This is a genomic window from Fructilactobacillus hinvesii (assembly GCF_024029435.1).
GTDB lineage: Bacteria > Bacillota > Bacilli > Lactobacillales > Lactobacillaceae > Fructilactobacillus > Fructilactobacillus hinvesii.
Genome location: NZ_CP097118.1, coordinates 625,760 through 648,371, shown reverse-complemented (window position 1 = coordinate 648,371; position 22,612 = coordinate 625,760). Strand labels below are relative to the sequence as shown.

The 22,612-nt window shown below is 43.6% G+C and carries 39 protein-coding genes; 1 reads left to right on the top strand and 38 read right to left on the bottom strand.

The annotated features are described in order from the left end of the window. Positions 1-162 precede the first annotated feature (162 nt). The 38 genes from rpsI to rpsL all read right to left on the bottom strand — a co-directional run bounded on the left by rpsI (position 163) and on the right by rpsL (position 21,758). Positions 163-555: a 30S ribosomal protein S9 gene (gene rpsI, locus M3M39_RS03155; RefSeq protein WP_252797769.1), complete on the bottom strand. Its 393-nt coding sequence runs from the start codon at positions 553-555 to the stop codon at positions 163-165. 13 nt (positions 556-568) lie between these two features. After that, a complete protein-coding gene (gene rplM, locus M3M39_RS03150) occupies positions 569-1,012 on the bottom strand; it encodes a 50S ribosomal protein L13 (protein ID WP_252797768.1) in 444 nt (147 codons plus the stop codon). 124 nt (positions 1,013-1,136) lie between these two features. Beyond that, the gene (gene truA / locus M3M39_RS03145; protein WP_252797767.1) at positions 1,137-1,937 is read right to left on the bottom strand and encodes a tRNA pseudouridine(38-40) synthase TruA; all 801 of its coding nucleotides are present in this window, start codon (positions 1,935-1,937) and stop codon (positions 1,137-1,139) included. Then, on the bottom strand, positions 1,938-2,735 hold the full coding sequence (locus tag M3M39_RS03140; RefSeq protein WP_252797766.1) for an energy-coupling factor transporter transmembrane component T family protein: 798 nt from the start codon (positions 2,733-2,735) through the stop codon (positions 1,938-1,940). It lies immediately after the preceding gene. Continuing rightward, positions 2,732-3,592: an energy-coupling factor transporter ATPase gene (locus M3M39_RS03135; RefSeq protein WP_252797765.1), complete on the bottom strand. Its 861-nt coding sequence runs from the start codon at positions 3,590-3,592 to the stop codon at positions 2,732-2,734. Before M3M39_RS03135 ends, M3M39_RS03140 begins: the two co-directional genes overlap by 4 nt. Further along, complete coding sequence (locus M3M39_RS03130) at positions 3,571-4,398, bottom strand: energy-coupling factor transporter ATPase (RefSeq protein WP_252797764.1); 828 nt, start codon at positions 4,396-4,398, stop codon at positions 3,571-3,573. Before M3M39_RS03130 ends, M3M39_RS03135 begins: the two co-directional genes overlap by 22 nt. A gap of 164 nt (positions 4,399-4,562) precedes the next feature. Beyond that, positions 4,563-4,943, bottom strand: a complete 381-nt coding sequence (rplQ, locus tag M3M39_RS03125; RefSeq protein ID WP_252797763.1) for a 50S ribosomal protein L17 — start codon at positions 4,941-4,943, stop codon at positions 4,563-4,565. A gap of 22 nt (positions 4,944-4,965) precedes the next feature. Next, positions 4,966-5,922: a DNA-directed RNA polymerase subunit alpha gene (locus M3M39_RS03120; protein ID WP_252797761.1), complete on the bottom strand. Its 957-nt coding sequence runs from the start codon at positions 5,920-5,922 to the stop codon at positions 4,966-4,968. Between the two features lie 60 nt (positions 5,923-5,982). Then, positions 5,983-6,369: a 30S ribosomal protein S11 gene (gene rpsK / locus M3M39_RS03115; protein WP_252766904.1), complete on the bottom strand. Its 387-nt coding sequence runs from the start codon at positions 6,367-6,369 to the stop codon at positions 5,983-5,985. Between the two features lie 27 nt (positions 6,370-6,396). Then, positions 6,397-6,747 carry a 30S ribosomal protein S13 gene (gene rpsM, locus M3M39_RS03110; RefSeq protein WP_252797760.1) on the bottom strand — a complete coding sequence of 117 codons (351 nt, stop codon included), beginning with the start codon at positions 6,745-6,747 and terminating at the stop codon, positions 6,397-6,399. A gap of 27 nt (positions 6,748-6,774) precedes the next feature. Further along, entirely contained in the window at positions 6,775-6,894 is a 120-nt protein-coding gene (gene rpmJ, locus M3M39_RS03105) for a 50S ribosomal protein L36 (protein ID WP_252797759.1), read from the bottom strand. 26 nt (positions 6,895-6,920) lie between these two features. Then, on the bottom strand, positions 6,921-7,139 hold the full coding sequence (infA, locus tag M3M39_RS03100) for a translation initiation factor IF-1 (RefSeq protein ID WP_252750520.1): 219 nt from the start codon (positions 7,137-7,139) through the stop codon (positions 6,921-6,923). Between the two features lie 106 nt (positions 7,140-7,245). Next, positions 7,246-7,899, bottom strand: coding sequence for an adenylate kinase (locus tag M3M39_RS03095; protein ID WP_252797949.1), 654 nt, complete (start codon positions 7,897-7,899; stop codon positions 7,246-7,248). Between the two features lie 18 nt (positions 7,900-7,917). Continuing rightward, a complete protein-coding gene (gene secY, locus M3M39_RS03090) occupies positions 7,918-9,231 on the bottom strand; it encodes a preprotein translocase subunit SecY (RefSeq protein ID WP_252797758.1) in 1,314 nt (437 codons plus the stop codon). After that, complete coding sequence (gene rplO / locus M3M39_RS03085) at positions 9,231-9,662, bottom strand: 50S ribosomal protein L15 (protein ID WP_252797757.1); 432 nt, start codon at positions 9,660-9,662, stop codon at positions 9,231-9,233. The genes secY and rplO overlap by 1 nt, the downstream gene beginning before the upstream one ends. A 30-nt stretch (positions 9,663-9,692) precedes the next feature. Beyond that, entirely contained in the window at positions 9,693-9,878 is a 186-nt protein-coding gene (gene rpmD, locus M3M39_RS03080) for a 50S ribosomal protein L30 (RefSeq protein ID WP_252797756.1), read from the bottom strand. Positions 9,879-9,891: 13 nt separating this feature from the next. Then, positions 9,892-10,395 carry a 30S ribosomal protein S5 gene (gene rpsE, locus M3M39_RS03075; protein WP_252797754.1) on the bottom strand — a complete coding sequence of 168 codons (504 nt, stop codon included), beginning with the start codon at positions 10,393-10,395 and terminating at the stop codon, positions 9,892-9,894. 21 nt (positions 10,396-10,416) lie between these two features. Continuing rightward, complete coding sequence (gene rplR / locus M3M39_RS03070; protein ID WP_252797751.1) at positions 10,417-10,773, bottom strand: 50S ribosomal protein L18; 357 nt, start codon at positions 10,771-10,773, stop codon at positions 10,417-10,419. Positions 10,774-10,804: 31 nt separating this feature from the next. Beyond that, positions 10,805-11,344, bottom strand: coding sequence for a 50S ribosomal protein L6 (gene rplF, locus M3M39_RS03065; protein ID WP_252797749.1), 540 nt, complete (start codon positions 11,342-11,344; stop codon positions 10,805-10,807). A gap of 31 nt (positions 11,345-11,375) precedes the next feature. After that, on the bottom strand, positions 11,376-11,774 hold the full coding sequence (gene rpsH, locus M3M39_RS03060) for a 30S ribosomal protein S8 (protein ID WP_252797748.1): 399 nt from the start codon (positions 11,772-11,774) through the stop codon (positions 11,376-11,378). A gap of 32 nt (positions 11,775-11,806) precedes the next feature. After that, a complete protein-coding gene (locus M3M39_RS03055) occupies positions 11,807-11,992 on the bottom strand; it encodes a type Z 30S ribosomal protein S14 (RefSeq protein WP_252750528.1) in 186 nt (61 codons plus the stop codon). A gap of 11 nt (positions 11,993-12,003) precedes the next feature. Further along, positions 12,004-12,546, bottom strand: a complete 543-nt coding sequence (gene rplE, locus M3M39_RS03050) for a 50S ribosomal protein L5 (protein WP_252766894.1) — start codon at positions 12,544-12,546, stop codon at positions 12,004-12,006. 31 nt (positions 12,547-12,577) lie between these two features. Continuing rightward, positions 12,578-12,886, bottom strand: coding sequence for a 50S ribosomal protein L24 (rplX, locus tag M3M39_RS03045; protein ID WP_252797747.1), 309 nt, complete (start codon positions 12,884-12,886; stop codon positions 12,578-12,580). 33 nt (positions 12,887-12,919) lie between these two features. Further along, a complete protein-coding gene (gene rplN, locus M3M39_RS03040; RefSeq protein ID WP_252797746.1) occupies positions 12,920-13,288 on the bottom strand; it encodes a 50S ribosomal protein L14 in 369 nt (122 codons plus the stop codon). Between the two features lie 57 nt (positions 13,289-13,345). Continuing rightward, complete coding sequence (gene rpsQ / locus M3M39_RS03035) at positions 13,346-13,612, bottom strand: 30S ribosomal protein S17 (protein ID WP_252797745.1); 267 nt, start codon at positions 13,610-13,612, stop codon at positions 13,346-13,348. 28 nt (positions 13,613-13,640) lie between these two features. Further along, positions 13,641-13,835, bottom strand: a complete 195-nt coding sequence (gene rpmC / locus M3M39_RS03030; RefSeq protein WP_054645857.1) for a 50S ribosomal protein L29 — start codon at positions 13,833-13,835, stop codon at positions 13,641-13,643. After that, entirely contained in the window at positions 13,825-14,259 is a 435-nt protein-coding gene (gene rplP, locus M3M39_RS03025) for a 50S ribosomal protein L16 (protein WP_252797744.1), read from the bottom strand. Before rplP ends, rpmC begins: the two co-directional genes overlap by 11 nt. Positions 14,260-14,261: 2 nt before the next feature. Beyond that, complete coding sequence (rpsC, locus tag M3M39_RS03020; RefSeq protein ID WP_252797743.1) at positions 14,262-14,924, bottom strand: 30S ribosomal protein S3; 663 nt, start codon at positions 14,922-14,924, stop codon at positions 14,262-14,264. A 1-nt stretch (position 14,925) separates the two neighbouring features. Then, positions 14,926-15,282: a 50S ribosomal protein L22 gene (rplV, locus tag M3M39_RS03015; protein WP_252797742.1), complete on the bottom strand. Its 357-nt coding sequence runs from the start codon at positions 15,280-15,282 to the stop codon at positions 14,926-14,928. A 15-nt stretch (positions 15,283-15,297) separates the two neighbouring features. Further along, a complete protein-coding gene (gene rpsS, locus M3M39_RS03010) occupies positions 15,298-15,573 on the bottom strand; it encodes a 30S ribosomal protein S19 (RefSeq protein ID WP_252766886.1) in 276 nt (91 codons plus the stop codon). Positions 15,574-15,622: 49 nt separating this feature from the next. Beyond that, positions 15,623-16,468 carry a 50S ribosomal protein L2 gene (rplB, locus tag M3M39_RS03005; protein ID WP_252795274.1) on the bottom strand — a complete coding sequence of 282 codons (846 nt, stop codon included), beginning with the start codon at positions 16,466-16,468 and terminating at the stop codon, positions 15,623-15,625. Between the two features lie 24 nt (positions 16,469-16,492). Beyond that, a complete protein-coding gene (gene rplW / locus M3M39_RS03000) occupies positions 16,493-16,780 on the bottom strand; it encodes a 50S ribosomal protein L23 (protein WP_252797741.1) in 288 nt (95 codons plus the stop codon). Further along, positions 16,780-17,403 carry a 50S ribosomal protein L4 gene (gene rplD, locus M3M39_RS02995; protein WP_252797740.1) on the bottom strand — a complete coding sequence of 208 codons (624 nt, stop codon included), beginning with the start codon at positions 17,401-17,403 and terminating at the stop codon, positions 16,780-16,782. The genes rplW and rplD overlap by 1 nt, the downstream gene beginning before the upstream one ends. Before the next feature lie 18 nt (positions 17,404-17,421). After that, positions 17,422-18,057, bottom strand: coding sequence for a 50S ribosomal protein L3 (gene rplC / locus M3M39_RS02990; protein ID WP_252797739.1), 636 nt, complete (start codon positions 18,055-18,057; stop codon positions 17,422-17,424). A 28-nt stretch (positions 18,058-18,085) separates the two neighbouring features. Next, entirely contained in the window at positions 18,086-18,394 is a 309-nt protein-coding gene (gene rpsJ, locus M3M39_RS02985) for a 30S ribosomal protein S10 (RefSeq protein ID WP_252766880.1), read from the bottom strand. Positions 18,395-18,661: 267 nt separating this feature from the next. After that, positions 18,662-20,755, bottom strand: coding sequence for an elongation factor G (fusA, locus tag M3M39_RS02980; RefSeq protein ID WP_252797738.1), 2,094 nt, complete (start codon positions 20,753-20,755; stop codon positions 18,662-18,664). An 86-nt stretch (positions 20,756-20,841) separates the two neighbouring features. Continuing rightward, positions 20,842-21,312, bottom strand: a complete 471-nt coding sequence (gene rpsG, locus M3M39_RS02975) for a 30S ribosomal protein S7 (protein ID WP_252797737.1) — start codon at positions 21,310-21,312, stop codon at positions 20,842-20,844. Positions 21,313-21,338: 26 nt separating this feature from the next. Next, positions 21,339-21,758, bottom strand: a complete 420-nt coding sequence (rpsL, locus tag M3M39_RS02970; protein ID WP_252766876.1) for a 30S ribosomal protein S12 — start codon at positions 21,756-21,758, stop codon at positions 21,339-21,341. A gap of 126 nt (positions 21,759-21,884) precedes the next feature. Between rpsL and M3M39_RS07480 the strand changes: the two genes are divergently transcribed. Next, complete coding sequence (locus M3M39_RS07480; RefSeq protein WP_420843002.1) at positions 21,885-22,607, top strand: prepilin peptidase; 723 nt, start codon at positions 21,885-21,887, stop codon at positions 22,605-22,607. Positions 22,608-22,612 lie beyond the last annotated feature (5 nt).

Genomic DNA, 22,612 nt, shown 5'->3' with positions numbered 1-22,612 from the left:
GTCTTGTCTTGTCTTGTCTTGTCTTGTCTTGTCTTGTCTTGTCTTGTCTCCATTATTTTAGGTCCACCTTATTTACAATAATATAGTTAATTGATTTTCCCAATTATAACAAAAAACACCCACACAAATGTGTGAGTGTCCAAAATAAGATTCGAGTAAATCTTAACGTTTTGAGAATTGACCAGCCTTACGAGCTTTCTTAAGCCCTGGCTTCTTCCGTTCTTTCATCCGTGGGTCCCGAGTTAACAGGCCAGCTTTTTTCAAAACTTCACGGAAGTCAGGATCAACTTCAAGTAAAGCACGAGCAATTCCGAGACGGATTGCACCAGCTTGACCTGAGAATCCACCACCATTTACGTTTACTAACGTATCGTAGTTACCGAGCGTTTCCGTAACGTTGTATGGTTGTAAAATAACTTCACGCAAGTTTGGGAATGGAATGTAATCTTCAACATCACGTTTGTTGACGATCACTTTACCAGTACCAGGTACTAAGCGTACACGAGCAACTGAATCTTTACGGCGACCTGTGCCAGTATATTGTACTTTAGCCAATTGAGTTTCCTCCTTAAATTAGGTTGTTAATATCTAAAACTTCGGGTTTTTGAGCATCATTTTTGTGTTCTTCACCTGCATAAACGTGAAGTTTCTTAGCAATCTTACGTCCTAATGTACCATGAGGAAGCATTCCTTTTACGGTTTGCTCAATTAACTTAGCTGGCTTTTCTTCGCGTAACATGCCAAATGATTCTTGCTTAATCCCACCAATGTATTGAGTGTGGTGGTAGTGCATCTTATCTTTTGCTTTGTGACCAGTTAAAGCCACTTTTGAAGCGTTGATAATAATGACGTGGTCACCAGAGTCAACGTGTGGTGTGTATGTGGGTTTGTTTTTACCGCGTAAAATTGAAGCAGTAACACTAGCAAGACGACCTAAAGGAACGCCTGCTGCGTCAATGATGTACCATTTGTGTTCAATTTCACCGGGCTTAGCCATGTATGTTGTACGCACTTTTTCTTCCTCCATGTTTCTGTGTTTGTTCGACACCTTATAAGTTTCCGGGGCTTATGTGGGGCAAACAATACCAACTACCATAATACAAATAATCCCCCAGAATGTCAATCTATTCGCGGAATTAATCGCGATCTGGATGCTTTTTTTCACTATGTTCCGGATCATCACCCGGATAGTAAACTTGCTCTAAAAATAAACCATGCGCCGGCATCGTTAACCGAGCCTGTTGCCGATCTTGCACCGCTAACAAACGTTGAATGTCATCGACCGGACGTTTCTTCATCCCAATTTCAACGAGGACAGCCGTCATAATCCGGACCTGATTATACATAAAGCCATCGCCATAGAATTCAAGCTGAATTTCTTGATTAGCGACGTCGTTAATTGCTTTCGTGCTAAAAATGGTGCGCACCCGACTGCCGGGCTTGGCTCCAGACGCCACAAACGACGCAAAGTTATGCTTTCCCACTAAATCTTGAATCGCGGTTTCCATCCGGGCAAAATCCAAGGGAAAACGCCAGTGAGCCGTATAAAAACGTTTAAACGGGTCCGTAAACGGTCCTAACGACAACCGGTAGAGATACTTCTTCCCAGTGACATCATAACGCGCATGGAACGTCTCGGGGACAATTTCCACGTCCTTGATCTGGATGTCTAAGGGACACATGCTGTTGAGTCCCTTCAGCATCTTGTCGGCAGGAATTGGAAACGGAAAGTCAAAGTGAGCCACTTGAGCTAGAGCATGGACGCCCGCATCGGTCCGCCCCGAGCCATAAACCCCCAGCGTTTCGTCCGGTTGCTTCGCCATCTGATTCACAATTTTGGTCAGCACCCCTTCCACGGTTCGTTGCTGGGGCTGGCGTTGAAAGCCAGCAAATTGCGTCCCATCATAAGCAAATGTAATTTTATACCGCTGCGTCATTTACACTCCTCGCAATCCTACTACAATCATTCCAATCACTAAGACCAGCACAAACGCCATCGTATCAAGCCGTTGCCATCGGTATTGATAATAACTACTCCGGGGTTGGCTGGCATCATATCCGCTGGCTCCCAGTGCATCTGCCAGGTTATCAGCATGGCGAAACGCCGAGACTAACAACGGGATAATCAAAGATAAGACGTTGCGAGCTCGTTGCCAGAGACTCCCGCCGTTGAAAACCACTCCACGCGAACGTTGGGCGTTCATGATGGTTTGCATCTCGGTTAACAAGGTGGGGATAAAGCGAAGCGCAATCGACAGCATGATTCCAATCATGGCAACTGGAACTCCGACCTTTTTTAACGGCATCAATAGGGTTTCAACCCCCTTGGCAATCGCATTCGGAGACGTTGTAACCGTCAGTAACATCGCCACGATGATGATCAACAGGAACCGAACAAAAATCAAGCCCGCCGTGGTGACTCCAACACTAGTAACGTTGAAAATTCCCCAGTGCCAGTAGGTAGTCCCACCGTGGCCAAAGCCAATTTGAATTAAGACGGTAAAGGCAATCAACCACACAAACGGTTTTAACGACGAAAACAGCATCCTAAACGGAACCTGAGCCAGCTTAACTAGCATTAAGATTACCAGGGCCAGCACGGCGTAATTAGCCCAGTTATTGGCCAGCAAAGTCCACGTAATCAGTAAGATTAGACTGACAATTTTTCCCGTCGGATGTAACCGATGTAACCAGGAGTGCCCGGGCAAATAATTCCCAAAGACCATGTGATTCATGCCCGATCCTCCTTCTGCAACCGCTCTAAGACAGTCTTTACCAATTCCTGCCGGGTCAGTGGCAATTGTTCTAACGTAATTCCATTGGCCTGCAAGGCCCGGCCTACTCGGACTGCTCCCGGAAGGACAAATTGATTCTGAGTAGTTTGGAAAAATTCGCGGGGCGTCGTATCCTGCGTAATTTGACCATGATGCATCACTACCACTCGTCGCGCATACCGCGCTACGATATCCATCTCATGCGTAATCATGATAATCGTAACCTGCTGTTCCTGATTAAGCTTGCGCAATAATTCTAGAATCGATCGGCGGCCCCGGCCATCTAACCCCACCGTGGGCTCATCTAACACGAGGATTCGTGGTTGACTAGCAAGGACCCCGGCAATAGCCACCCGCCGTTTTTGTCCTCCGGAGAGTTCAAATGGGGACCGCTCCAATAGTTCGGGAGCAATCCCAACCTGTTGCAAACTCTGTTTGGCTTGGATGGCGGCTTGCTTAGGACTTACTCCAAAGTTTTGGGGACCAAACTGAACGTCCTGCAGAACGGTATCTGCAAACAACTGCTGCTCTGGAGATTGAAACACCATGCCCACTTGAGAACGTAACTGTTTTAAGGCCTTCGCTGTGGTCTTGGCTTGCAGTTCTACTCCCAACACGTTCACCGTTCCCGCTTGCGCCAACTGGAGTCCATTCAAAAGCTTGATTAACGTTGATTTTCCGCTCCCCGTGGTTCCAATGATGGTCACAAAGTCGCCCTGATCCACGTTAAAACTGACGTCGTGTAAGGCCTCGTGTGCCACCGGCGTCTGCAGTCCGTAAGTATAATAAACGTGGTTTAAAGTAACTTGGTGAGCCATTCGATCAATTCCTTTTCGTTCAAATCGGTATCTGGAACCGGAACCCGTTGTGCCGCTAACTCTCGTTGAACTTGCAAACTAAAGGGAAGTTCTAACTGCATTTGGGCTAACAAGTGCTTCTCGTGAAAAAGTTCGCTAGCAGTTCCCGTAAACGCTACTTGCTGCTGATCTAAAGCAATTACTCGTTCTGCTAACGACAACATCTCCAGATCGTGCGTAATTAAAATAATCGTTAATCCGACCTGTTCTTGTAACTTCTGAATAATTTGGTTTAATTCCTGCTTGGCTTGCGGATCCAGCATGCTGGTTGCTTCATCCAAGATCAAGATTTCCGGGGTAATCGCTAAGGCACTCGCCAAGGCCACACGCTGTTTTTGTCCCCCAGAAAGGAGGCCTGGTTCTCGATCCCGATAGTCCCACATGCCCACTTGTTCCAATGCACGGTGGACTCGAGTTTGCATTTCCGGACGCGGAACGTTGCGATTTTCTAACCCAAAGGCCGTATTTTCGGCAACGGTCGCCCCCACGATTTGATCATCGGGGTTCTGAAAAACCAACCCGATTCGTTGTCGCAGTTGAGCCAGATTAGTCGGGGTCAGCGGGGTGTGATCAATCAAAATGGTTCCGGAAGTAGGTTCCAACAAACCAGCCAGGAGTTTCGCAATCGTACTTTTACCGCTTCCGTTGGCTCCAACTAGAGCAATGGTTTGTCCGGCTTTTACTTGAAAAGAAACGTTGGTAAGGACCGGAACCTCCGGCTGATAAGCAAAGTCAACCGTTCGAAATTCAATTTTTGGTTGCATCATTCACACCCACTTTCCGCTAAATTTATGTATAAAAAAATCACTAAAAGATTGAGGCGCATGGTTAGACCACATTCAAGCTAGACTTGGAACTTCCATCATCATAACGCTTTATACCTCAACCTTAGTGATTCAGTGAAAAATATGAAATTAGTTATTGCTTAAAATTAAACGAATTCCAAGATAACCATTTGGGCACCATCACCACGACGTGGCATTGTCTTCAAAATCCGGGTGTAACCACCTTGACGATCTTGGTACTTAGGTGCAATTTCGTCAAATAATTTTTGTAATGCCGTCGTAACTTTGATGTCATCTCCGTCTTCTTTGACGTCAGCAATCGTGTTTTGTAAGTAAGCAGCGGCACGCCGACGAGCAGCCAAGTCACCCTTCTTACCTAATGTCACCATTTGTTCAGCTAAAGAACGAACAGTCTTTGCTTTAGCTTCAGTGGTTTCAATCCGATCGTTAACAATTAAGTCAGTAGTTAAGTTACGAAGCATAGCACGACGAGGGCCTGATTCGCGACCAAATTTACGATAACTCATAAATGGGAGCCTCCTTTTTTAATTAGTCTTCTTTCCGAAATGATAATCCAAGTCCTTCTAACTTCTGTTCGATTTCTTCGAGGGACTTGCGTCCTAAGTTACGAACTTTCATCATGTCGGCCATGGATTTGTCGGTCAATTCTTGCACGGTATTAATCCCAGCTCGTTTCAAACAGTTGTAAGAACGAACGGAAAGATCCAGTTCTTCAATTGACATTTCGAGCATTTTTTCTTTATGGCTTTCTTCTTTTTCCACCATGACGTTAGCTTGTTGGGCCTTGTCAGTCAAGTCCACAAACATTTCCAAGTGTTGTGATAACACCTTGGCAGCTAAACTAATTGCTTCAGAAGGAGTAATTGAACCATTAGTCCAAACATCGAGAGTCAATTTATCGAAGTCATCACGCTGTCCAACACGCGTATCTTCAACTTGATAGTTAACACGTTCGATTGGGGTATAGATAGAATCGACTGGTAACACGCCAATTGGCATATCGTCATTTCTAGCTTTGTTTTCTTCAGCTGATACATAACCACGGCCCTTGTTAGCCGTTACCGTCATGTGTAAGGTAGCACCTTCGGCAACCGTTGCAATGTGTAAGTCCGGATTTAAAATCGTGGTCTCACTATCAGTTGATAGATCAGCTCCGGTTACATCGGCGGGACCAGTAACGTTAATACTCATCGTGTGAGTTTCGTTCTGATCGTCATCACCATCGATTTTCAACTTCAACTTTTTCAAGTTCAAAATGATTTTAGTCACGTCTTCAGTGACACCTTTAACAGTTGAGAATTCGTGTAAAACACCATCAATTTGAACACTGGTAACTGCAGCGCCTGGTAAAGAAGCTAGCAAAACTCGACGAAGCGAGTTTCCTAAGGTTGTCCCATAACCACGTTCTAATGGTTCGACAACTACTTCACCATAGTTATTTGTTTCTTCAATTTTGTGAATGTTTGGCTTTTCAAACTCAATCATTCTAACCTCTACCCCCTTCAAACAGCGTTGAGTCCATTACACAATGAGCTTGCATTAATATTAAACTCGACGACGTTTTGGAGGACGGCAACCGTTATGAGGAACTGGAGTAACGTCACGAATTGCAGCAACTTCTAAACCAGTAGTTTGTAAAGCCCGAATTGCAGATTCACGACCTGAACCAGGACCCTTAACTGAAACTTCCACAGTCTTCATACCATGTTCCATTGCAGCCTTAGCAGCAGCTTCAGCAGCCATTTGAGCGGCAAATGGAGTTGATTTACGACTTCCACGGAAACCTAATGCACCAGCTGATGACCAAGCAATCGCGTTCCCTTGAACGTCGGTAATCATAACTAAGGTGTTGTTAAAAGTGGAGTGAATGTGAGCCACACCAGATTCAACGTGCTTTCTTGCTTTCCGTTTACGAGTATTCTTTTTAACCATAGGGACTGATAACCTCCTTTTTAATTATTATTTTTTCGTTCTCTTACCTTTTCTGGTCCGAGCGTTGTTCTTCGTGTGTTGACCTCTAGAAGGCAAACCACGACGGTGCCGTAATCCACGGTATGAACCGATTTCTGACAACCGCTTGATGTTCATGCTAACTTCCCGACGTAAGTCACCTTCGATGGTGTAATCATCGACAGCAACCCGGATCTTGTCTTCTTGTTCAGGAGTCAAATCTTGCGTCCGAACGTCTTCTGAAACTCCAGCCTTTGCCAATACTTTTTGGGCAGTTGTGTTTCCAATCCCGTAAATGTAAGTAAGGGCAATGACAACACGCTTGTTACGTGGTAAATCTACTCCGGCAATACGAGCCATTAATGTCCACCTCCTCTATTTAAATAATTACTTTCCTTGACGTTGTTTGTGCTTAGCGTTAGCTGAGCAAATAACCATTACGCGGCCTTTCCGCTTAATGATTTTGCAACTTTCACACATTTTTTTGACTGATGGTCTTACTTTCATTTTATAACCCTCCTAGATAAAAGGTCTTACTTAAACCGATAAGTAATGCGACCCTTCGTTAAATCATATGGTGACATTTCAACAGTTACACGGTCTCCTGGAAGTATCTTAATGTAATGCATTCTAATTTTACCAGAAACGTGCGCTAAAATTTCGTGGCCGTTTTCTAGTTCCACTCGAAACATTGCATTTGGTAGTGTTTCGGTAATTTTTCCTTCAATTTCAATTACGTTATCTTTCGACACAACAATCCTCCAAAATTTAAATCACTCAAGTTCTTTTCCAAAAACCGTTATCAATACCTACCAATATAGCATATTAGCGGCGATTCGACAACGAAGCTGTTATTTGTTAATGAAGATCAGACAGAACTTGGTTGATTTCCTTTGTAACTTCTGCGATTGGTTGATTTCCGTTCACCGTATGCAACAAGTTGCGTTCGGAATAAAAGTCAACTAGAGGTGTATTCATCTTTAAGTTAACTTCTAACCGATTCTTAACGGTCTCTGGTTTATCATCGCTCCGTTGATAAAAGGCATGTCCACCACATACATCACACGTACCTTCAACTCGAGGTTTTTTGTACAATTTATGATAAGTAGCACCACAGTTTTTACAAATGAACCGACCAGAAAGCCGTTCGATTAAGGTTTCCGGATCAACATCAATGTTTAAAACGGCATCCAACGGTTTAGCTAACTTCGTCGTCATTTTTTCTAATTGTTCTGCCTGAACAATCGTTCGCGGGAAACCATCTAGTAAGTAACCAGCTTGCGTATCTGGTTGCTGTAATCGTTCTTCCACGATTCCACAGGTGACATCGTCTGGAACCAGTTCCCCTTGATCAATATACGCTTGGGCTTTAACTCCCAACGGCGTTTGTTGCTTAATGGCCGCCCGGAAGATATCTCCGGTTGAAATATGAGGGATCCCATATTTCTCCACAATAAAATCTGCTTGAGTTCCCTTCCCGGCTCCGGGAAGACCCATAATTAACAAATTCATTGACATTCCATTATCCTCCTACTTTGCGTCTGGATCATCTTGAATAAATCCAGTGTATTCCTGCCGCATCGTCAACCCTTTAATTTGGTTCATAAACTCAATCGTGACCCCGACAATGATCAGGAGGTTTGTTCCCCCTAATCCAATCGAACTATTTAAGTTCCATACGTTTTGCGCAATCAACGGAATAATGGAAACCACTCCTAAGAAGAGGGCTCCAATCGTACTCAAGCGCATCAATAATCGAGATACGTAGTCTTGCGTTCCCTTACCTGGCCAGACACCCGGAATATAGCTTCCTTGCTTTTGCAAGTTTTCAGCTAATTTTTGGGGGTTAACCTGAACGAAGGCATAGAAGAAGGTAAAGACAACAATCAGAACCGTGTAAAAAGTTGCTCCCATTGGAGTTTGCATGTTAAACAGTTCTGTTAAGAATTGGAACCAACCCGCATCACTGTAGTTCTTGGTAAAGAACATCAGAATTGTTTGGGGGGTTGAAATAAAAGCACTAGCGAAAATTACGGGAATCACTCCCGCGACGTTCACTTTCAGAGGCAGATAACTAGATTTTGAAGAACCAGCCGCCCGGCGGGTATATTGAATTGGAATTCGACGTTCCGCTTGTTGGACCCAAGTCACAAACGTCACGATGATTAACATCGCAATGATTAATGCTCCAATGAAGAGCAGTGGCTTCCAGATTTGATCCATTGGCGTACCCTGCACGTATTCACGATAGATACTTTGGAATCCCGTCGGAATGTTGGCAACAATTCCGGCAAAGATAATCATGGAAACCCCTTGGCCAACCCCTTTATCAGTAATCATGTCTCCCATCCAGGTGGTTAACATGGTTCCGGCCGTTAGAATCAAACCAATACTAATGTATGTCATGATTCCAGGGTTCTTCACCAGGTTTAAACTACTTAAAGCATTAAATCCAGCTGTAATCCCAATCGATTGCGCAAAGGCTAACACAATGGTGAGTCGCTTAGTGACCTTGTCCAGCTTCAGCCGACCAACTTCACCTTGCTTTCCCCATTCAACAAACTTCGGAACAATATCCATTTGTAATAACTGAACCACAATTTGCGCAGTAATGAAGGGTGACACTCCCATCGCAAAGATGGAATAGTTAGTTAACCCTCCACCACTAAACATGTTCAAAACGTTAACTAACCCAGAAGAAGCAACTTCCTGAAGTGCTTTGGCGTTAATCCCTGGGACTGTAATGTAAGCACCCAGTCGAAAGACCGCAAGGACAAACAACGTGAATAAAATTTTACTCCGAATGCTTTTGTCCTGGAATGCACTTTTTAAGGTTGATAACATTAGATCACCTCAGCTTTACCGCCGGCATCTTCAATTGCTTTTTTAGCGCTTGCAGAGAATTTGTTTGCTTGAACAGTTAACTTCTTGTCCAGTTGACCGTTACCAAGCACCTTGATTCCGTCTTTAAGGTTCCGGATAATTCCTGTTTCTACTAATGCTTCAGGAGTTACTTCTGCACCATTATCAAAAGCGTTTAATTCGTTAACATTGACAATCACAATATCCTTGCGGTTGATGTTTGTGAAACCACGCTTTGGAATCCGACGGTACAATGGCATTTGACCCCCTTCAAAACCTAAACGGGTCTTACCACGTGCTTTTTGTCCCTTTTGGCCACGACCAGAAGTCTTACCCTTACTACCAAGACCACGACCCTTTCGAGTCCGGCTGGAACGGGAACCTGCAGCAGCTTTTAATTCGTCTAACTTCATGAATTGCACCTCCTCTTACTTTAAATGTAATTAATCTTTAACCTGTTCCACTTCAACTAAGTGAGCAATCTTGAATAATGCTCCCCGAGTTGCTGCATTGTCAGGCTTGATCACACTACTGTTAATCCGGCCTAATCCTAAGGCTTCCACAATCTTACGTTGTTTGGGAAGACGATGAGCAGCACTGTGAACTAAAGTAATCTTTAATTGAGCCATCTGTATCTCCTCCTTATTCAGCTAAATGGTCAACAGAAACCCCACGAAGTTCAGAAACTTCTTCGGCGCTCTTGAGACCCTTTAGGCCTTCGAAAGTTGCCCGGATAACGTTGATAGCAGTATCAGAGCCCAGTCGCTTACTAGTAACATCGTTGATACCAGCTAAGTCCATCACGGCACGAACAGCACCACCAGCGGCTACTCCAGAACCTTCTTCGGCAGGCTTTAATAAAATCTTACCCCCACCGTAAACTCCAACGATTTCGTGTGGAATAGTTGTTCCCACGATTGGAACTTCGATCAGGTTCTTTTTAGCAGCTTCAACGGCCTTTCGGATGGCTTCTGGAACTTCTTGAGCTTTCCCAGTTCCAAAACCAACGTGACCATTCTTGTCACCAACAACAGCTAAGGCAGCAAACCGTAACCGACGTCCACCTTTAACAACCTTTGTAATTCGGTTGATGGCAACTACGTTATCATCTAAATCCAATTTGTTCGGATCAATAAATTTAGCCATGCGCGTGTCTTCCTCCTTTGATTAAAATTCGAGTCCATTTTCGCGTGCGCCCGTAGCTAAGGCAGCCACACGACCATGGTATAAGTAACCACCACGGTCAAAAACAACTTTTTTAATGTTTTTGGCAGCGGCCCGTTCAGCAACTAACTTCCCAACACTAGCGGCTTGTTCCGTTTTGTTGCTTCCAGTTACTTCTTTGTCAAGAGTTGAGGCACTAGCTAGCGTTACACCCGCTACGTCATCAATAACTTGAGCGTAGATGTTTTTGTTAGAACGGAAAACGTCTAAACGTGGGCACTCAGCAGTACCAGCAATTTTACTACGAACACGAGCATGTCTTACTTTTCGTGTTTTGTTCTTGCTTGGTTTTGAAATCAAAATAGTCACCTCTATATTATCAGTTTAAAAACTACTTACCAGTCTTACCTTCTTTAAGCACAATCCGTTCGCCTTCGTAACGAATCCCTTTCCCCTTGTAAGGTTCTGGGGAACGAATAGCCCGAACTTTGGCAGCAAAGTCACCAACGTGTTGCTTGTTGATTCCTTCGATTTCGATCGTTGTGTTGTCAGGAACTTTAACGTCTAAGTCTTCTGGAAGGGGAACTTCAACTGGATTGGAGTAACCAACGTTTAAAATTAAAGTTTTTCCCTTTAATTGAGTCCGGTATCCAACTCCAACTAATTTCAAGTTCTTCTTGAAACCGTTTGAAACTCCTTCAACCATGTTATTGAAGTTCGCACGTGAAGTTCCGTGCATTGCCCGTTCCTTGTTGTCGTATTTTCCAGTTGGTTCGAAGTTAACTTCGTTACCGTCAACCTTCATTTCCACTAATGGAGAGAAAGTTTCCGTTAATTCACCTTTAGGACCCTTAACGGTCACTTGATCACCGTCACGAGATACAGTAACTCCTTCTGGAATTACAACTGTTTTGTAACCAATTCTACTCATCTGTTAAACACCTCCGTTTCCGTTATATTAATTACCAAACGTAAGCTAAGACTTCGCCACCGACTTGTTTGTCACGGGCTTCTTTGTCAGTAATAACTCCGTTTGAAGTTGAAATAATCGCGATTCCTAAACCATTTAAGACCTTAGGAACATCATCTGCTTTAACGTAAGAACGTAAACCTGGTTTAGAAATCCGTTTTAATCCGGAAATAACCCGTTCGTTGTTCTTACCGTACTTAAGGAAAACCCGAATTACGCCTTGTTTATCGTCTTCGATGTATTCTACTCGACTGATAAATCCTTCGCGCTTCAAGATTTCAGCAATATTACGTTTAATTTTCGATGCAGGTACATCAACCGAAGCATGGCGTGCCATGTTGGCATTCCGAATTCGAGTTAAAAAATCTGCAATTGGATCTGTCATTGCCATAAGCGTGGAACCTCCCTTTTAGTTTGTTTTTTCTACCAACTAGCTTTCTTCATGCCAGGAATTTGGCCCCGGTGAGCAAGTTGCCGTAAGCAAACTCGGCATAAGTGGAACTTTTGGTAAACCGCACGAGGTCGACCACAACGTTCGCAACGAGTGTAGTTTTGAGTAGAGAACTTAGCTGGACGCTTGTTCTTTTCTACCATTGATTTTTTAGCCAAATTAAAACCTCCTATTTAGCAAAAGGCATGCCAAATTGTTTGAGCAATTCGTGGCCTTCTTCATCAGTTTCAGCGGTAGTTACTAAGACGATATCTAAACCGCGAACCCGGTTAACATCATCGTAGTTAATTTCTGGGAAAATTAATTGTTCCTTAATTCCTAACGTGTAGTTCCCGCGACCATCAAAGGAACGGTTAGGAACTCCATGGAAGTCACGAACTCGTGGTAAAGAAACGTTAATTAATTTATCCAAGAAGTCGTACATTTTGTCGCCCCGTAAAGTTACCTTGGCACCGATCGGCATTCCTTCCCGTAACCGGAAAGCAGCGATTGATTTCTTGGCCTTAGTAACTAAAGGCTTTTGTCCAGAAATTAGAGTCAGTTCGTTAACGGCCTCATCTAAGTTTTTGGAATTTGTTACAGCATCACCAACACCCATATTCAAAACAATTTTTTCAAGTTTTGGTCCTTGCATAATTGATGAATAGTTGAATTTTTCTACTAGTGCTGGGAGAATTTCTTTCTTATATCTTTCTTCTAAACGAGTAGACATGCGAATTGTTTCCTCCTTTCACTGACAATCGTTAGTCGATTGCTTTGTGTGATTTCTTTGAAATACGAACTTTTTTACCATCTTTAACTTCGATGCCAACCCGGGTTGGTTCGTTGGTTGATGGGTCAATCAACATTACGTTAGAAGCGTTAATTGGTGCTTCAACGTCAAAAACTCCACCTTGGGGGTTACCTTGGGAAGCTTTTTTGTGTTGTTTTACTTTATTGATTCCTTCGACAACTACGCGGTTGTCAGCAGCAAGGACCTTGGTGATGTTACCATCTTTTCCCTTGTCCTTTCCTGCAATTACACGAACTTTGTCACCAGTTTTCAAGAACATTAATCTGGCACCTCCTTATTTTTGTGAGTGAAATTAGAGTACTTCGGGCGCTAATGAAACAATCTTCATGAAATTGTTGTTCCGTAATTCACGAGCAACCGGTCCAAAAATACGGGTACCTTTCGGGCTCTTGTCATCGTTGATTAAAACAGCAGCGTTTTCATCAAAACGAATGTAAGAACCATCGCTACGACGAGAAACGGCTTTAGTTCTTACGATTACAGCTTTAACAACGTCTCCTTTTTTGACAACGCCACCTGGTGTTGCTTGTTTAACAGTAGCAACAATCACATCACCAGTACCGGCGTAACGAACTCGTGAACCACCTAAAACTTTAATAGTTAAGAGTTCGCGGGCACCAGAGTTATCAGCAACCTTCAAACGACTTTCTTGTTGGATCATGGTAAGTGTGTCCTCCCTTCAGATTTAAAATCAAAATACGATTAACATGACACAAAGCTAGATAATGATAGCTTCTTCAACAACGTCAACCAGACGGAAGTGAACCGTTTTTGATAGTGGACGAGTTTCCATGATTTCAACAATATCGTTTAACTTAGCACGATTGTTTTCGTCACGAGCTTTGTACTTCTTTGTGTACTTAATCCGTTTTCCATAAGTAGGATGAGTCTTAGTCGTTTCTACGGCAACGGTGATAGTTTTGTCCATCTTGTCAGAAACAACTCGACCTCTGTAACGCTTACGTTCATTACGTTCTGTGCTCATCTAAATAAACCCTCCTTTTTTCGGATTCTTACTTGTTTAATTCCTTTTGCCGCAAAGCTGTTTTGAGCCGGGCGATTGTTTTCCGGACAGTTCTCAAACGAGCGGTGTTTTCTAGTTGACCAGTGGCTAATTGAAAACGAAGATTGAACAATTCTTTTTTGTAATCTTGTTCCTTAGCCCGCATTTCATCAGTGGTTAACTTACTAATTTCTTTAGCCTTCATTTGATTCGCCACCTACTTCCTCACGTTTAATAATCTTAGTACGTACCGGCAACTTGTTTGAAGCTAAAGTCAAGGCTTTAATAGCTGTTTCTTCGTTAACGCCAGCAACTTCGAAAAGAACCTTTCCGCGTTTAACTGGAGCAACCCATCCAGCTGGACTACCTTTACCTTTACCCATCCGAACACCAATACCTTTTTCCGTGTATGATTTTTGTGGGAAAATCTTAATCCAAACTTTTCCACCACGTTTCATGCAACGAGTAATGGCAATCCGGCATGCTTCAATTTGTCTGTTAGTAATCCAATGTGAATCAATGGCTTGTAAACCATATTCACCGAAAGCAACGCTGTTTCCGCCCTTTGAGTGACCGCGTAACTTACCACGGTGTTCACGACGGTGTTTAACACGTTTTGGTACCAGCATGTTTACTTACCTCCCTTGCGATTTTCCTCAGGTTTGTCAGGTAATACTTCCCCACGGTTAATCCAAGTTTTAACCCCGATTGATCCGTAAGTAGTGTGTGCTTCATTCCATGAGTAATCAATGTCAGCTCTCAAAGTGTGAAGTGGAACCCGACCTTCAGAATAACTTTCGATCCGAGCCATGTCAGCTCCGTTCAAACGACCAGCTGATTGAGTTTTAACTCCCGTAGCACCAGAGCGCATTACACCCTTCATAGCACCACGCATGGCCCGACGGAATGCAACCCGGCCTTCAAGTTGACGAGCAATGTTTTCACCAACCAAGTCAGCTTCTAAGTCTGGCTTCTTGATTTCCACAATGTTGATGTGAACCCGACGACCAGTTAATTTGTTTAAGGCTTGCCGAAGACTTTCAACTTCAGAACCACCCTTACCAATTACCATTCCTGGTTTAGCAGTGTGAATGGAAATGTTAACTCGTTTAGCAGCCCGTTCAATGTCAATTTCTGAAACAGAAGCGTCAGCTAAACGTTTTTCGAGGTAGCCACGAATCTTCAAATCTTCATTTAAGTATGAAGCGAATTTATCGTCGTTTGCAAACCATTGTGCTTGCCAACCACGAGTGACACCAATTCGTAAACCATTAGGATTAATTTTTTGACCCATGTTATCCCTCCTTCTTTTCTGATACTACGATTGTGATGTGACTAGTACGTTTGTTAATTGGAGAAGCAGAACCTTTTGCCCGAGGACGGAACCGCTTTAAGGTTGGTCCTTCGTCGGCATAAGCTTCGCTTACAACCAAGTTTTGACCATCAAGATCAAAGTTGTTTTCTGCGTTAGCAACGGCAGAACGTAAAACTTTTTCAACCACTGGAGATGCACCACGAGGGGTGAACTTAAGGATTGAAGTTGCTTCTGCAACGTTCTTGCCTCTAATAAGATCTAAAACAAGGCGGACCTTACGAGGGGCAATGCGAACAGTTTTAGCGATTGCTTTTGCTGATGTAACTTGTTCAGCCATTAGATATCCTCCTTGTTATACAGTTTTCTTATCGGTATTTCCATGCCCGTGGAATGTCCGAGTTGGTACGAATTCGCCAAGTTTGTGGCCTACCATGTCTTCTTGAATGTAAACTGGGACGTGGGTTCTACCGTTGTAAACTGAGATAGTGTATCCAATGAAACTTGGGAAAATCGTTGAACGGCGTGACCAAGTCTTGATAACCGTTTTCTTTTCTTGGTCTTTTTGCGCATCAATCTTCTTTAAAAGAGATTGGTCGGCAAAAGGGCCCTTTTTTAAACTACGACTCATTAATGAAACCTCCTCTGCGTGTACTGGATGTGCTTAGGATGTAACTAAATTACATCTTTGAACCTTTACGACGACGAACAATAAACTTAGTTGAACGTGCAGACTTCTTCCGTGTCTTCTTTCCAACCGTTTTCTTGTGCCATGGAGATAAAGGAGATGGGTAACCAACTGGAGCTTTACCTTCCCCACCACCATGAGGGTGATCGTTAGGGTTCATTACTGATCCACGAACGTGAGGTCTTTGACCACGGTAACGAGTCCGACCAGCTTTACCCCAGTTAATTAAGGAATGTTCTTCGTTTCCAACCGTTCCAATCGTGGCACGGCAAACAGAAAGAATCATCCGAACTTCACCGGAAGGTAACTTAACCAATGAGTACTTGCTGCCTGGTTCATTACTCAATAATTGAGCAGAGTTACCAGCGGAACGAGCTAATTGGCCACCCTTACCTGGTTTTAATTCAATGTTGTGAATGGTACTACCAACTGGAATGTCTTGCAAAGCCAAGGCGTTTCCAATCTTAATGTCGGCATCCTTACCAGATTCAATCACATCGCCAACCTTTAAGCCCTTTGGTGCTAAGATGTAAGATTTGATTCCATCTTCGTAAACAACCAAGGCAATGTTAGCACTCCGGTTAGGATCGTATTCAATTGTTTTTACAGTTGCAGGAACATCATCATGGTTCCGCTTGAAATCAATCACACGGTACTTGTGTTTGTTTCCACCACCACGGTGACGAACGGTCATACGACCAGAGTTGTTTCGACCAGCAGTCTTTGAGTTAGCAGTTACCAAACTCTTTTCCGGCTTGTTCGTCGTAATTTGACTGTAATCGATACTAGTCATGTTACGCCGACCGTTAGTGGTTGGTTTGTATTTCTTTAAAGCCACGTTGTTTCCCTCCTATTCTATGATTTATTCTTCAGAGAATAATTTAATTTCGTCTGAATCGTTGGTTAAAGTTACGATTGCCTTCTTACGTTTCTTCGTAAATCCAACGTAACGACCTTGACGTTTTTCTTTTCCACGAACGTTCATCAAGTTAACCTTTTTCACTTTAACGGAGAAGATTTCTTCTACAGCGTCGCGAACTTGGTTCTTGTTTGCCCGTAAATCAACGTCAAACGTGTATTTCTTTTCGTCCATCCGGTCAGTTGAAGCTTCAGTAATAACCGGACGTAAAATGATATCTCGTGCATCCATTATGCGAGCACCTCCTCTACTTGAGAAAGAGCAGCCTTGGTAATGATAACTTTCTTACTGTTCAAGACGTCCAAGGTGTTAACCCCTTTACCACTAATAACCTTTACGTTATCAATGTTACGTGCTGAACGAGCAGCATTTTCGTTACCGTCTTCCAAAACTACCAGCGTCTTCGTAGCTGCATCAAGATTCTTCAACAAGTTAGCAAATTCCTTAGTCTTTGGTGCATCAAAGCTCAAAGAATCAACTACGAGTAAATCACCGTTCGCAACTTTTTCAGATAGAACTGACTTAACGGCTAATCGAGTAACCTTCTTTGGAAGGTGGTAGCTGTATGAACGAGCTTGTGGTCCAAAGACAGTTCCTCCACCAACCCATTGTGGGGCCCGGATTGATCCTTGACGAGCACGACCAGTTCCTTTTTGTCTCCATGGCTTCTTACCACCACCGCGAACTTGACCACGGGATTTGCTTCCGTTCGTTCCTTGTCGCAGTGAGGCACGTTGCATTACAACCGTGTCAAAGACAACTGATTCATTTGGTTCAATGTTAAAAATGGCTTCGTTTAATTCAACTTCACCGTTTTTAGTTCCATCTTGTTTGTATAATGATACGCTTGTCATTTACGGTTCCTCCTTTCCTTATTTTCTGGATTCGCTAGCAGCTGTTTTAACAGTAACCAGCGTCTTGTTAGCACCTGGAACGTTTCCTTTGATCAATAAAACGTTGTTTTCCACATCAGCTTTAATGATTTCGAGGTTTTGAATGGTAACCGTCTTGTTACCCATCCGACCAGGTAATTTCATTCCTTTAACAACCCGGTTAATAATAACCCCTAATGAACCAGGACGACGGTGGTAACGAGAACCGTGAGTAGTAGGCCCACGACGTTGACCGTCTTTGTGGATGTTACCTTGGTAACCATGACCTTTAGTAGTACCCGTAACATCAACGATGTCACCAGCTGCAAATGTGTCAGCCTTAACTTCGTCACCAACTTTGTAGTCTCCCAAGTCGACATCGCTGATTTCACGAATGAAGCGCTTAGGAGTAGTATTTGCCTTTTTAACATGACCTTGTTCAGGCTTGTTGCTTAATACTGAACGTTTGTCGTCAAATCCAAGTTGAATTGCTTCGTAACCATCCGTTTCGTTGTTCTTAACTTGTAAGACAACGTTAGGAGTAACGTCAACTACCGTAACTGGAACTAATTCCCCGTTTTCGGTAAAAACTTGGGTCATTCCGACCTTTTTCCCTAAGATTCCTTTTTTGGTCATGAGTACACCTCCAATGTTTTGTAATTAATTAAAGTTTGATTTCGATATCCACACCACTAGGTAAGTCTAACTTCATTAATGAGTCGACCGTCTTAGGGGTAGGGTTCAAAATGTCGATTAACCGTTTGTGGGTTAACATTTCAAATTGTTCTTGAGCCTTGCTGTATTTAAATGGTGATGCTAACACAGTGTATAAAGCTCTTTCAGTTGGCAATGGAATTGGGCCAGAAATCGTTGCCCCAGTTCTTTGTGCCGTTGCCACAATCTTGTCCGCAGCTTGATCTAAACTACGGTGTTCGTAAGCCTTTAAACGGATCCGAATTTTTTCTTTTGCCATAATTATCCCTCCTTCGTCTCTTTTCCAAAAATTGACTAACTCCGTAGAAATTACCGGCGCATCTGCCATGGCAAAGCGGCCGGGTGTGCCGCAACCTTCTACATCATCGCTATTCTCGCTCATTTGAGGGCACACTGACCCCACAAATTTAAGCACTATTCCATCTTACTTGATAAACGCTGATATTTCAAGGGTTTTCCCTGAATAAACAAAAAAAGTTTTACGGCAAAACTGCACGTAAAACTTTTTCATAAAGCGGATAGCTAATTAAGCTTCTCCACCATTTTGTTTAATAATGTCTTCTTGAATGTTCTTTGGAACGGCCGTGTAGTGGTCAAAAGTCATCGTAAACGTTCCTCGACCTTGCGTAGCGGACCGCAAGTCCGTAACGTAACCGAACATTTCAGCCAATGGAACCATGGCATGGATGTCTTCGGCTCCGTCTCGAGCTTCCATTCCTTCGATGTTACCACGCCGAGCAGTAACTTGACCCATTACGTCACCCATGTATTCTTCTGGAACCCGGATATCAACCTTCATGATTGGTTCCAAAATCTTTGGATCAGCTTTCTTAGCGGCTTCACGTAGTGCTAATGAAGCGGCAATCTTGAAGGCTGCTTCACTAGAATCGACATCGTGGTAACTACCATCGTATAACTTAGCTTTTAAGTCAATTAATGGGTAACCGGCTAAGACACCGTTTTCCATGGCTTCCTTCAGTCCTTGTTCAACTGATGGAATGTATTCACGTGGAACTACCCCACCAACGATGGCATCTTCAAATTCGAAACCTTCACCTTCGGCATTGGGCGTAAATTCAATGTAAACATCACCATATTGACCTTTACCACCAGACTGACGAACGAACTTCCCTTCGGCACTAACTTGCTTGCTGAATGCTTCTCGGTAAGCAACTTGTGGAGCACCAATCGAAGCATCAACCCCAAATTCACGACGCATCCGTTCGATAATGATGTTCAACTGTAACTCACCCATTCCGGCAATAATCGTTTGACCCGTTTCTGGATCAGTATTAGCTTGGAAAGTTGGGTCTTCTTCAGACAGTTTTTGTAAGGCAGTGTTCATCTTGTTTTGATCGGCCTTGGTCTTTGGTTCAATCGAAACTTGGATCACTGGTTCTGGGAATTCCATTGATTCTAAGATCAACGGGTGATCAACGTCAGTTAAAGAATCACCAGTCGTGGTGTTCTTCAAACCGATTGTAGCGGCGATATCACCAGAGAATACTTCTGGGATTTCTTGCCGTTGGTCAGAGTGCATTTGCACTAATCGACCGGCCCGTTCCCGTTTATCCTTGGTAGCGTTCAAGATGTATGAACCTGATTCCAAAGTTCCCCGGTAAACCCGGATAAAGGTTAACCGACCAACGTAAGGGTCCGTCATAATCTTGAAGGCTAAAGCAGCGAAAGGTCCTTTATCGTCAGCCCGAACTTCAACTTGAGCGTCGTCATTTTCTGGATCAGTAGCCATGTATGGGCGAACTTCCAATGGGGATGGAAGGTAGTCAATCACACCATCCATCATCATTTGAACCCCTTTGTTCTTGTAAGCAGATCCAGCGTAAACTGGGTAAAGTTCCAAGTTCAAAGTTGCCCGCCGAATTCCAGCTTTGATGTCTTCTTCGGTGAGTTCTTCCCCTTCAAGGAATTTACCCATCACGTCATCATCAACGTCAGCAACGGCTTCAATCATACTTTCACGAGCTGCTTGAGCTTTTTCTTGGTAGTCAGCAGGAATATCAACTGTATCCCAGTTTTCTCCCTCTTTGTCTTCATCGTACACGTATGCCTTCATCTTGATGAGGTCAATTACCCCTTCAAAGTCTGATTCAGCACCAATTGGAACTTGAACCGGAACGGCGTTTGCGTGTAAACGATCTTTGATGGTTTGAACAGACCAATCAAAGTCGGCTCCCATCTTATCCATCTTGTTGATGAACACGATCCGCGGAACACTAAAGTCAGAACATTGCCGCCAAACAGTTTCTGTTTGTGGTTCAACTCCGGCTTCACCATCCATTACCACGATTCCACCATCAAGCACCCGCAATGAACGTTCAACTTCGGCAGTAAAGTCCACGTGTCCTGGGGTATCAATGATGTTAACCCGGTAACCTTTCCATTGCGCCGTAGTAGCGGCAGATTGGATGGTGATTCCACGTTCCTTTTCTTCTTCCATGAAGTCCATTTGTGAAGCACCATCATGGGTTTCACCAATTTTGTGAATGCGACCCGTGTAGTATAAAACCCGTTCCGTGGTCGTCGTCTTCCCAGCATCAATGTGGGCTACGATCCCGATGTTACGGGTTTTGTCTAACGGAAATGCACGTTTGTTAGCCATTTTAAACTCCTTTAATTTCTAATCATTCGAAAAAAGTGGCTAAATAATTAGCCACCTTGCCTTACCAGCCTGTAATCAGCAGCTGATTACCAACGGTAGTGAGCAAAAGCCCGGTTGGCTTCGGCCATCTTGTGGGTATCTTCCCGTTTCTTCACTGCTGCTCCAGTGTTATTAGAAGCATCGATAATTTCTTTGGCAAGCCGTTCCGTCATGGTGTGTTCACCACGAAGCCGAGCGTAGCTTACAATCCAACGTAAGCCCAATGTAGTTCTCCGGTTGGGACGAACTTCGATCGGAACTTGGTAGTTTGATCCACCAACCCGACGAGCCTTAACTTCCAGCACTGGCATTACGTTTTTCATTGCTTCTTCAAAAACTTCTACCGGATCGTTTCCAGTTTGGTCTTTGATTTGTTCGAATGCACCGTATAAGATTTCTGATGCAGTTCCTCGCTTACCATCTAACATCAAGTGGTTGATTAATTTAGAAACCAACTTTGAGTTGTAGATTGGATCAGGAAGGATTTCTCGTTGTTGAACTTTTCCTTTTCTAGGCATCTAAAGGTCCTCCTCAATTAGTCGATCTATTTCTTATCCTTTGGCCGCTTCGTACCGTACTTCGAACGTCCTTGACGACGATCTTGAACTCCGGCAGTATCAAGCGCACCACGAATAACGTGGTAACGAACCCCAGGTAAATCCTTAACACGACCACCACGGATTAAGACCACACTGTGTTCCTGTAAGTTGTGACCAATTCCAGGAATGTAAGCCGTAACTTCGTACAAGTTAGAAAGACGCACACGAGCGTATTTCCGCAAAGCAGAGTTAGGCTTCTTTGGTGTCATCGTTCCCACACGGGTAGCAACTCCCCGTTTTTGTGGTGAAGGATTGCGAGTTGGTTTCTTCTTGTAACTGTTGTAGCCAAAGCCCAAAGCTGGGGACTTTGATTTAGAACTTCTAGATTTACGACCTTTTCTAACTAATTGGTTAATTGTAGGCATCTAAAAAGTCCTCCTTTCGTAAAATTTGAGTTGTAAGTCCACACATCCAGGTGAACCATTTTTTGAAATAAAAAAATCGCTTAACATAGATAAGCACAATGAGTAGAATACCACGGGGCATGGTTGATGTCAACTGTAGTTCCGTATTTCTCCTTAAAGAGGAGGAATATGATGATGCTAATTTTTTGGTTTTACTGTGGCTGTTGTTGTGGTTCATTTTTGCTGGTGGTGGCAAGCCGGACGATTGCGGGAGAATCCTTGGGGATGAGCCGGTCACATTGTCAGTTTTGTCAATGCCCGTTACACTGGTGGGAGTTATTCCCCGTCTTAAGTTTTTGTTGGCAACGCGGACGGTGTCGAACATGTCACCACTCGTTACCGTTGTCACTACTAGTCTGGGAACTGACGGCTGGTTGGTGTTTTTGGCTAAGTCCCCCCGTTAATTTCCAAAGCACCCTGTGGCTATTGTTTTTGTTAGGCTTTCAACTCCTGAGTATTTTTGACAGTCTCTGTTGGGGATATCCCACGTGGCTTTTACTGCCTCAAATTGGACTGACTTTTTTATTAAGTCAACAATCGGTTTTAGCAATCCTGCTAGAAAGTTTCCTTTACCTGGCGCTCTTGGCTTTCAACCACTGGCATCCTTGGATTGGCAATGGTGATCTTGATTTGCTCTGGCTCCTGCTTCTCATTCTGCCTCTAACTACCTGGTGCAGTATCCTGCTAACTGCATCTGGATTGGGACTGATCTGGCTGATTAAACAGCACCATCGCTCGTTACCATTTTTACCGTTTCTCTTTCTCAGTACCCTCCTGTACCTAACTGGACTGGTTTGCTTCTCCGCCTAATTCAG

Bases quoted from the DNA above. Each gene is read 5' to 3' on its own strand.
- truA (WP_252797767.1), bottom strand. From the start codon at position 1,937: ATGACGCAGCGGTATAAAATTACATTTGCTTATGATGGGACGCAATTT.
- M3M39_RS03140 (WP_252797766.1), bottom strand. From the start codon at position 2,735: ATGAATCACATGGTCTTTGGGAATTATTTGCCCGGGCACTCCTGGTTA.
- M3M39_RS03135 (WP_252797765.1), bottom strand. From the start codon at position 3,592: ATGGCTCACCAAGTTACTTTAAACCACGTTTATTATACTTACGGACTG.
- M3M39_RS03130 (WP_252797764.1), bottom strand. From the start codon at position 4,398: ATGATGCAACCAAAAATTGAATTTCGAACGGTTGACTTTGCTTATCAG.
- rplQ (WP_252797763.1), bottom strand. From the start codon at position 4,943: ATGAGTTATCGTAAATTTGGTCGCGAATCAGGCCCTCGTCGTGCTATG.
- M3M39_RS03120 (WP_252797761.1), bottom strand. From the start codon at position 5,922: ATGATTGAGTTTGAAAAGCCAAACATTCACAAAATTGAAGAAACAAAT.
- rpsK (WP_252766904.1), bottom strand. From the start codon at position 6,369: ATGGTTAAAAAGAATACTCGTAAACGGAAAGCAAGAAAGCACGTTGAA.
- rpsM (WP_252797760.1), bottom strand. From the start codon at position 6,747: ATGGCTCGTATTGCCGGAGTAGATTTACCACGTAACAAGCGTGTTGTC.
- rpmJ (WP_252797759.1), bottom strand. From the start codon at position 6,894: ATGAAAGTAAGACCATCAGTCAAAAAAATGTGTGAAAGTTGCAAAATC.
- M3M39_RS03095 (WP_252797949.1), bottom strand. From the start codon at position 7,899: ATGAATTTGTTAATTATGGGTCTTCCCGGAGCCGGGAAGGGAACTCAA.
- secY (WP_252797758.1), bottom strand. From the start codon at position 9,231: ATGTTATCAACCTTAAAAAGTGCATTCCAGGACAAAAGCATTCGGAGT.
- rplO (WP_252797757.1), bottom strand. From the start codon at position 9,662: ATGAAGTTAGACGAATTAAAAGCTGCTGCAGGTTCCCGTTCCAGCCGG.
- rpmD (WP_252797756.1), bottom strand. From the start codon at position 9,878: ATGGCTCAATTAAAGATTACTTTAGTTCACAGTGCTGCTCATCGTCTT.
- rpsE (WP_252797754.1), bottom strand. From the start codon at position 10,395: ATGGCTAAATTTATTGATCCGAACAAATTGGATTTAGATGATAACGTA.
- rplF (WP_252797749.1), bottom strand. From the start codon at position 11,344: ATGAGTAGAATTGGTTACAAAACAGTTGTAATTCCAGAAGGAGTTACT.
- rpsH (WP_252797748.1), bottom strand. From the start codon at position 11,774: ATGGCAATGACAGATCCAATTGCAGATTTTTTAACTCGAATTCGGAAT.
- rplE (WP_252766894.1), bottom strand. From the start codon at position 12,546: ATGTCTACTCGTTTAGAAGAAAGATATAAGAAAGAAATTCTCCCAGCA.
- rplX (WP_252797747.1), bottom strand. From the start codon at position 12,886: ATGTTCTTGAAAACTGGTGACAAAGTTCGTGTAATTGCAGGAAAGGAC.
- rplN (WP_252797746.1), bottom strand. From the start codon at position 13,288: ATGATCCAACAAGAAAGTCGTTTGAAGGTTGCTGATAACTCTGGTGCC.
- rpsQ (WP_252797745.1), bottom strand. From the start codon at position 13,612: ATGAGCACAGAACGTAATGAACGTAAGCGTTACAGAGGTCGAGTTGTT.
- rpmC (WP_054645857.1), bottom strand. From the start codon at position 13,835: ATGAAGGCTAAAGAAATTAGTAAGTTAACCACTGATGAAATGCGGGCT.
- rplP (WP_252797744.1), bottom strand. From the start codon at position 14,259: ATGCTGGTACCAAAACGTGTTAAACACCGTCGTGAACACCGTGGTAAG.
- rpsC (WP_252797743.1), bottom strand. From the start codon at position 14,924: ATGGGTCAAAAAATTAATCCTAATGGTTTACGAATTGGTGTCACTCGT.
- rplV (WP_252797742.1), bottom strand. From the start codon at position 15,282: ATGGCTGAACAAGTTACATCAGCAAAAGCAATCGCTAAAACTGTTCGC.
- rpsS (WP_252766886.1), bottom strand. From the start codon at position 15,573: ATGAGTCGTAGTTTAAAAAAGGGCCCTTTTGCCGACCAATCTCTTTTA.
- rplW (WP_252797741.1), bottom strand. From the start codon at position 16,780: ATGGATGCACGAGATATCATTTTACGTCCGGTTATTACTGAAGCTTCA.
- rplD (WP_252797740.1), bottom strand. From the start codon at position 17,403: ATGACAAGCGTATCATTATACAAACAAGATGGAACTAAAAACGGTGAA.
- rplC (WP_252797739.1), bottom strand. From the start codon at position 18,057: ATGACCAAAAAAGGAATCTTAGGGAAAAAGGTCGGAATGACCCAAGTT.
- rpsJ (WP_252766880.1), bottom strand. From the start codon at position 18,394: ATGGCAAAAGAAAAAATTCGGATCCGTTTAAAGGCTTACGAACACCGT.
- fusA (WP_252797738.1), bottom strand. From the start codon at position 20,755: ATGGCTAACAAACGTGCATTTCCGTTAGACAAAACCCGTAACATCGGG.
- rpsG (WP_252797737.1), bottom strand. From the start codon at position 21,312: ATGCCTAGAAAAGGAAAAGTTCAACAACGAGAAATCCTTCCTGATCCA.
- rpsL (WP_252766876.1), bottom strand. From the start codon at position 21,758: ATGCCTACAATTAACCAATTAGTTAGAAAAGGTCGTAAATCTAGAAGT.
- M3M39_RS07480 (WP_420843002.1), top strand. From the start codon at position 21,885: ATGTCAACTGTAGTTCCGTATTTCTCCTTAAAGAGGAGGAATATGATG.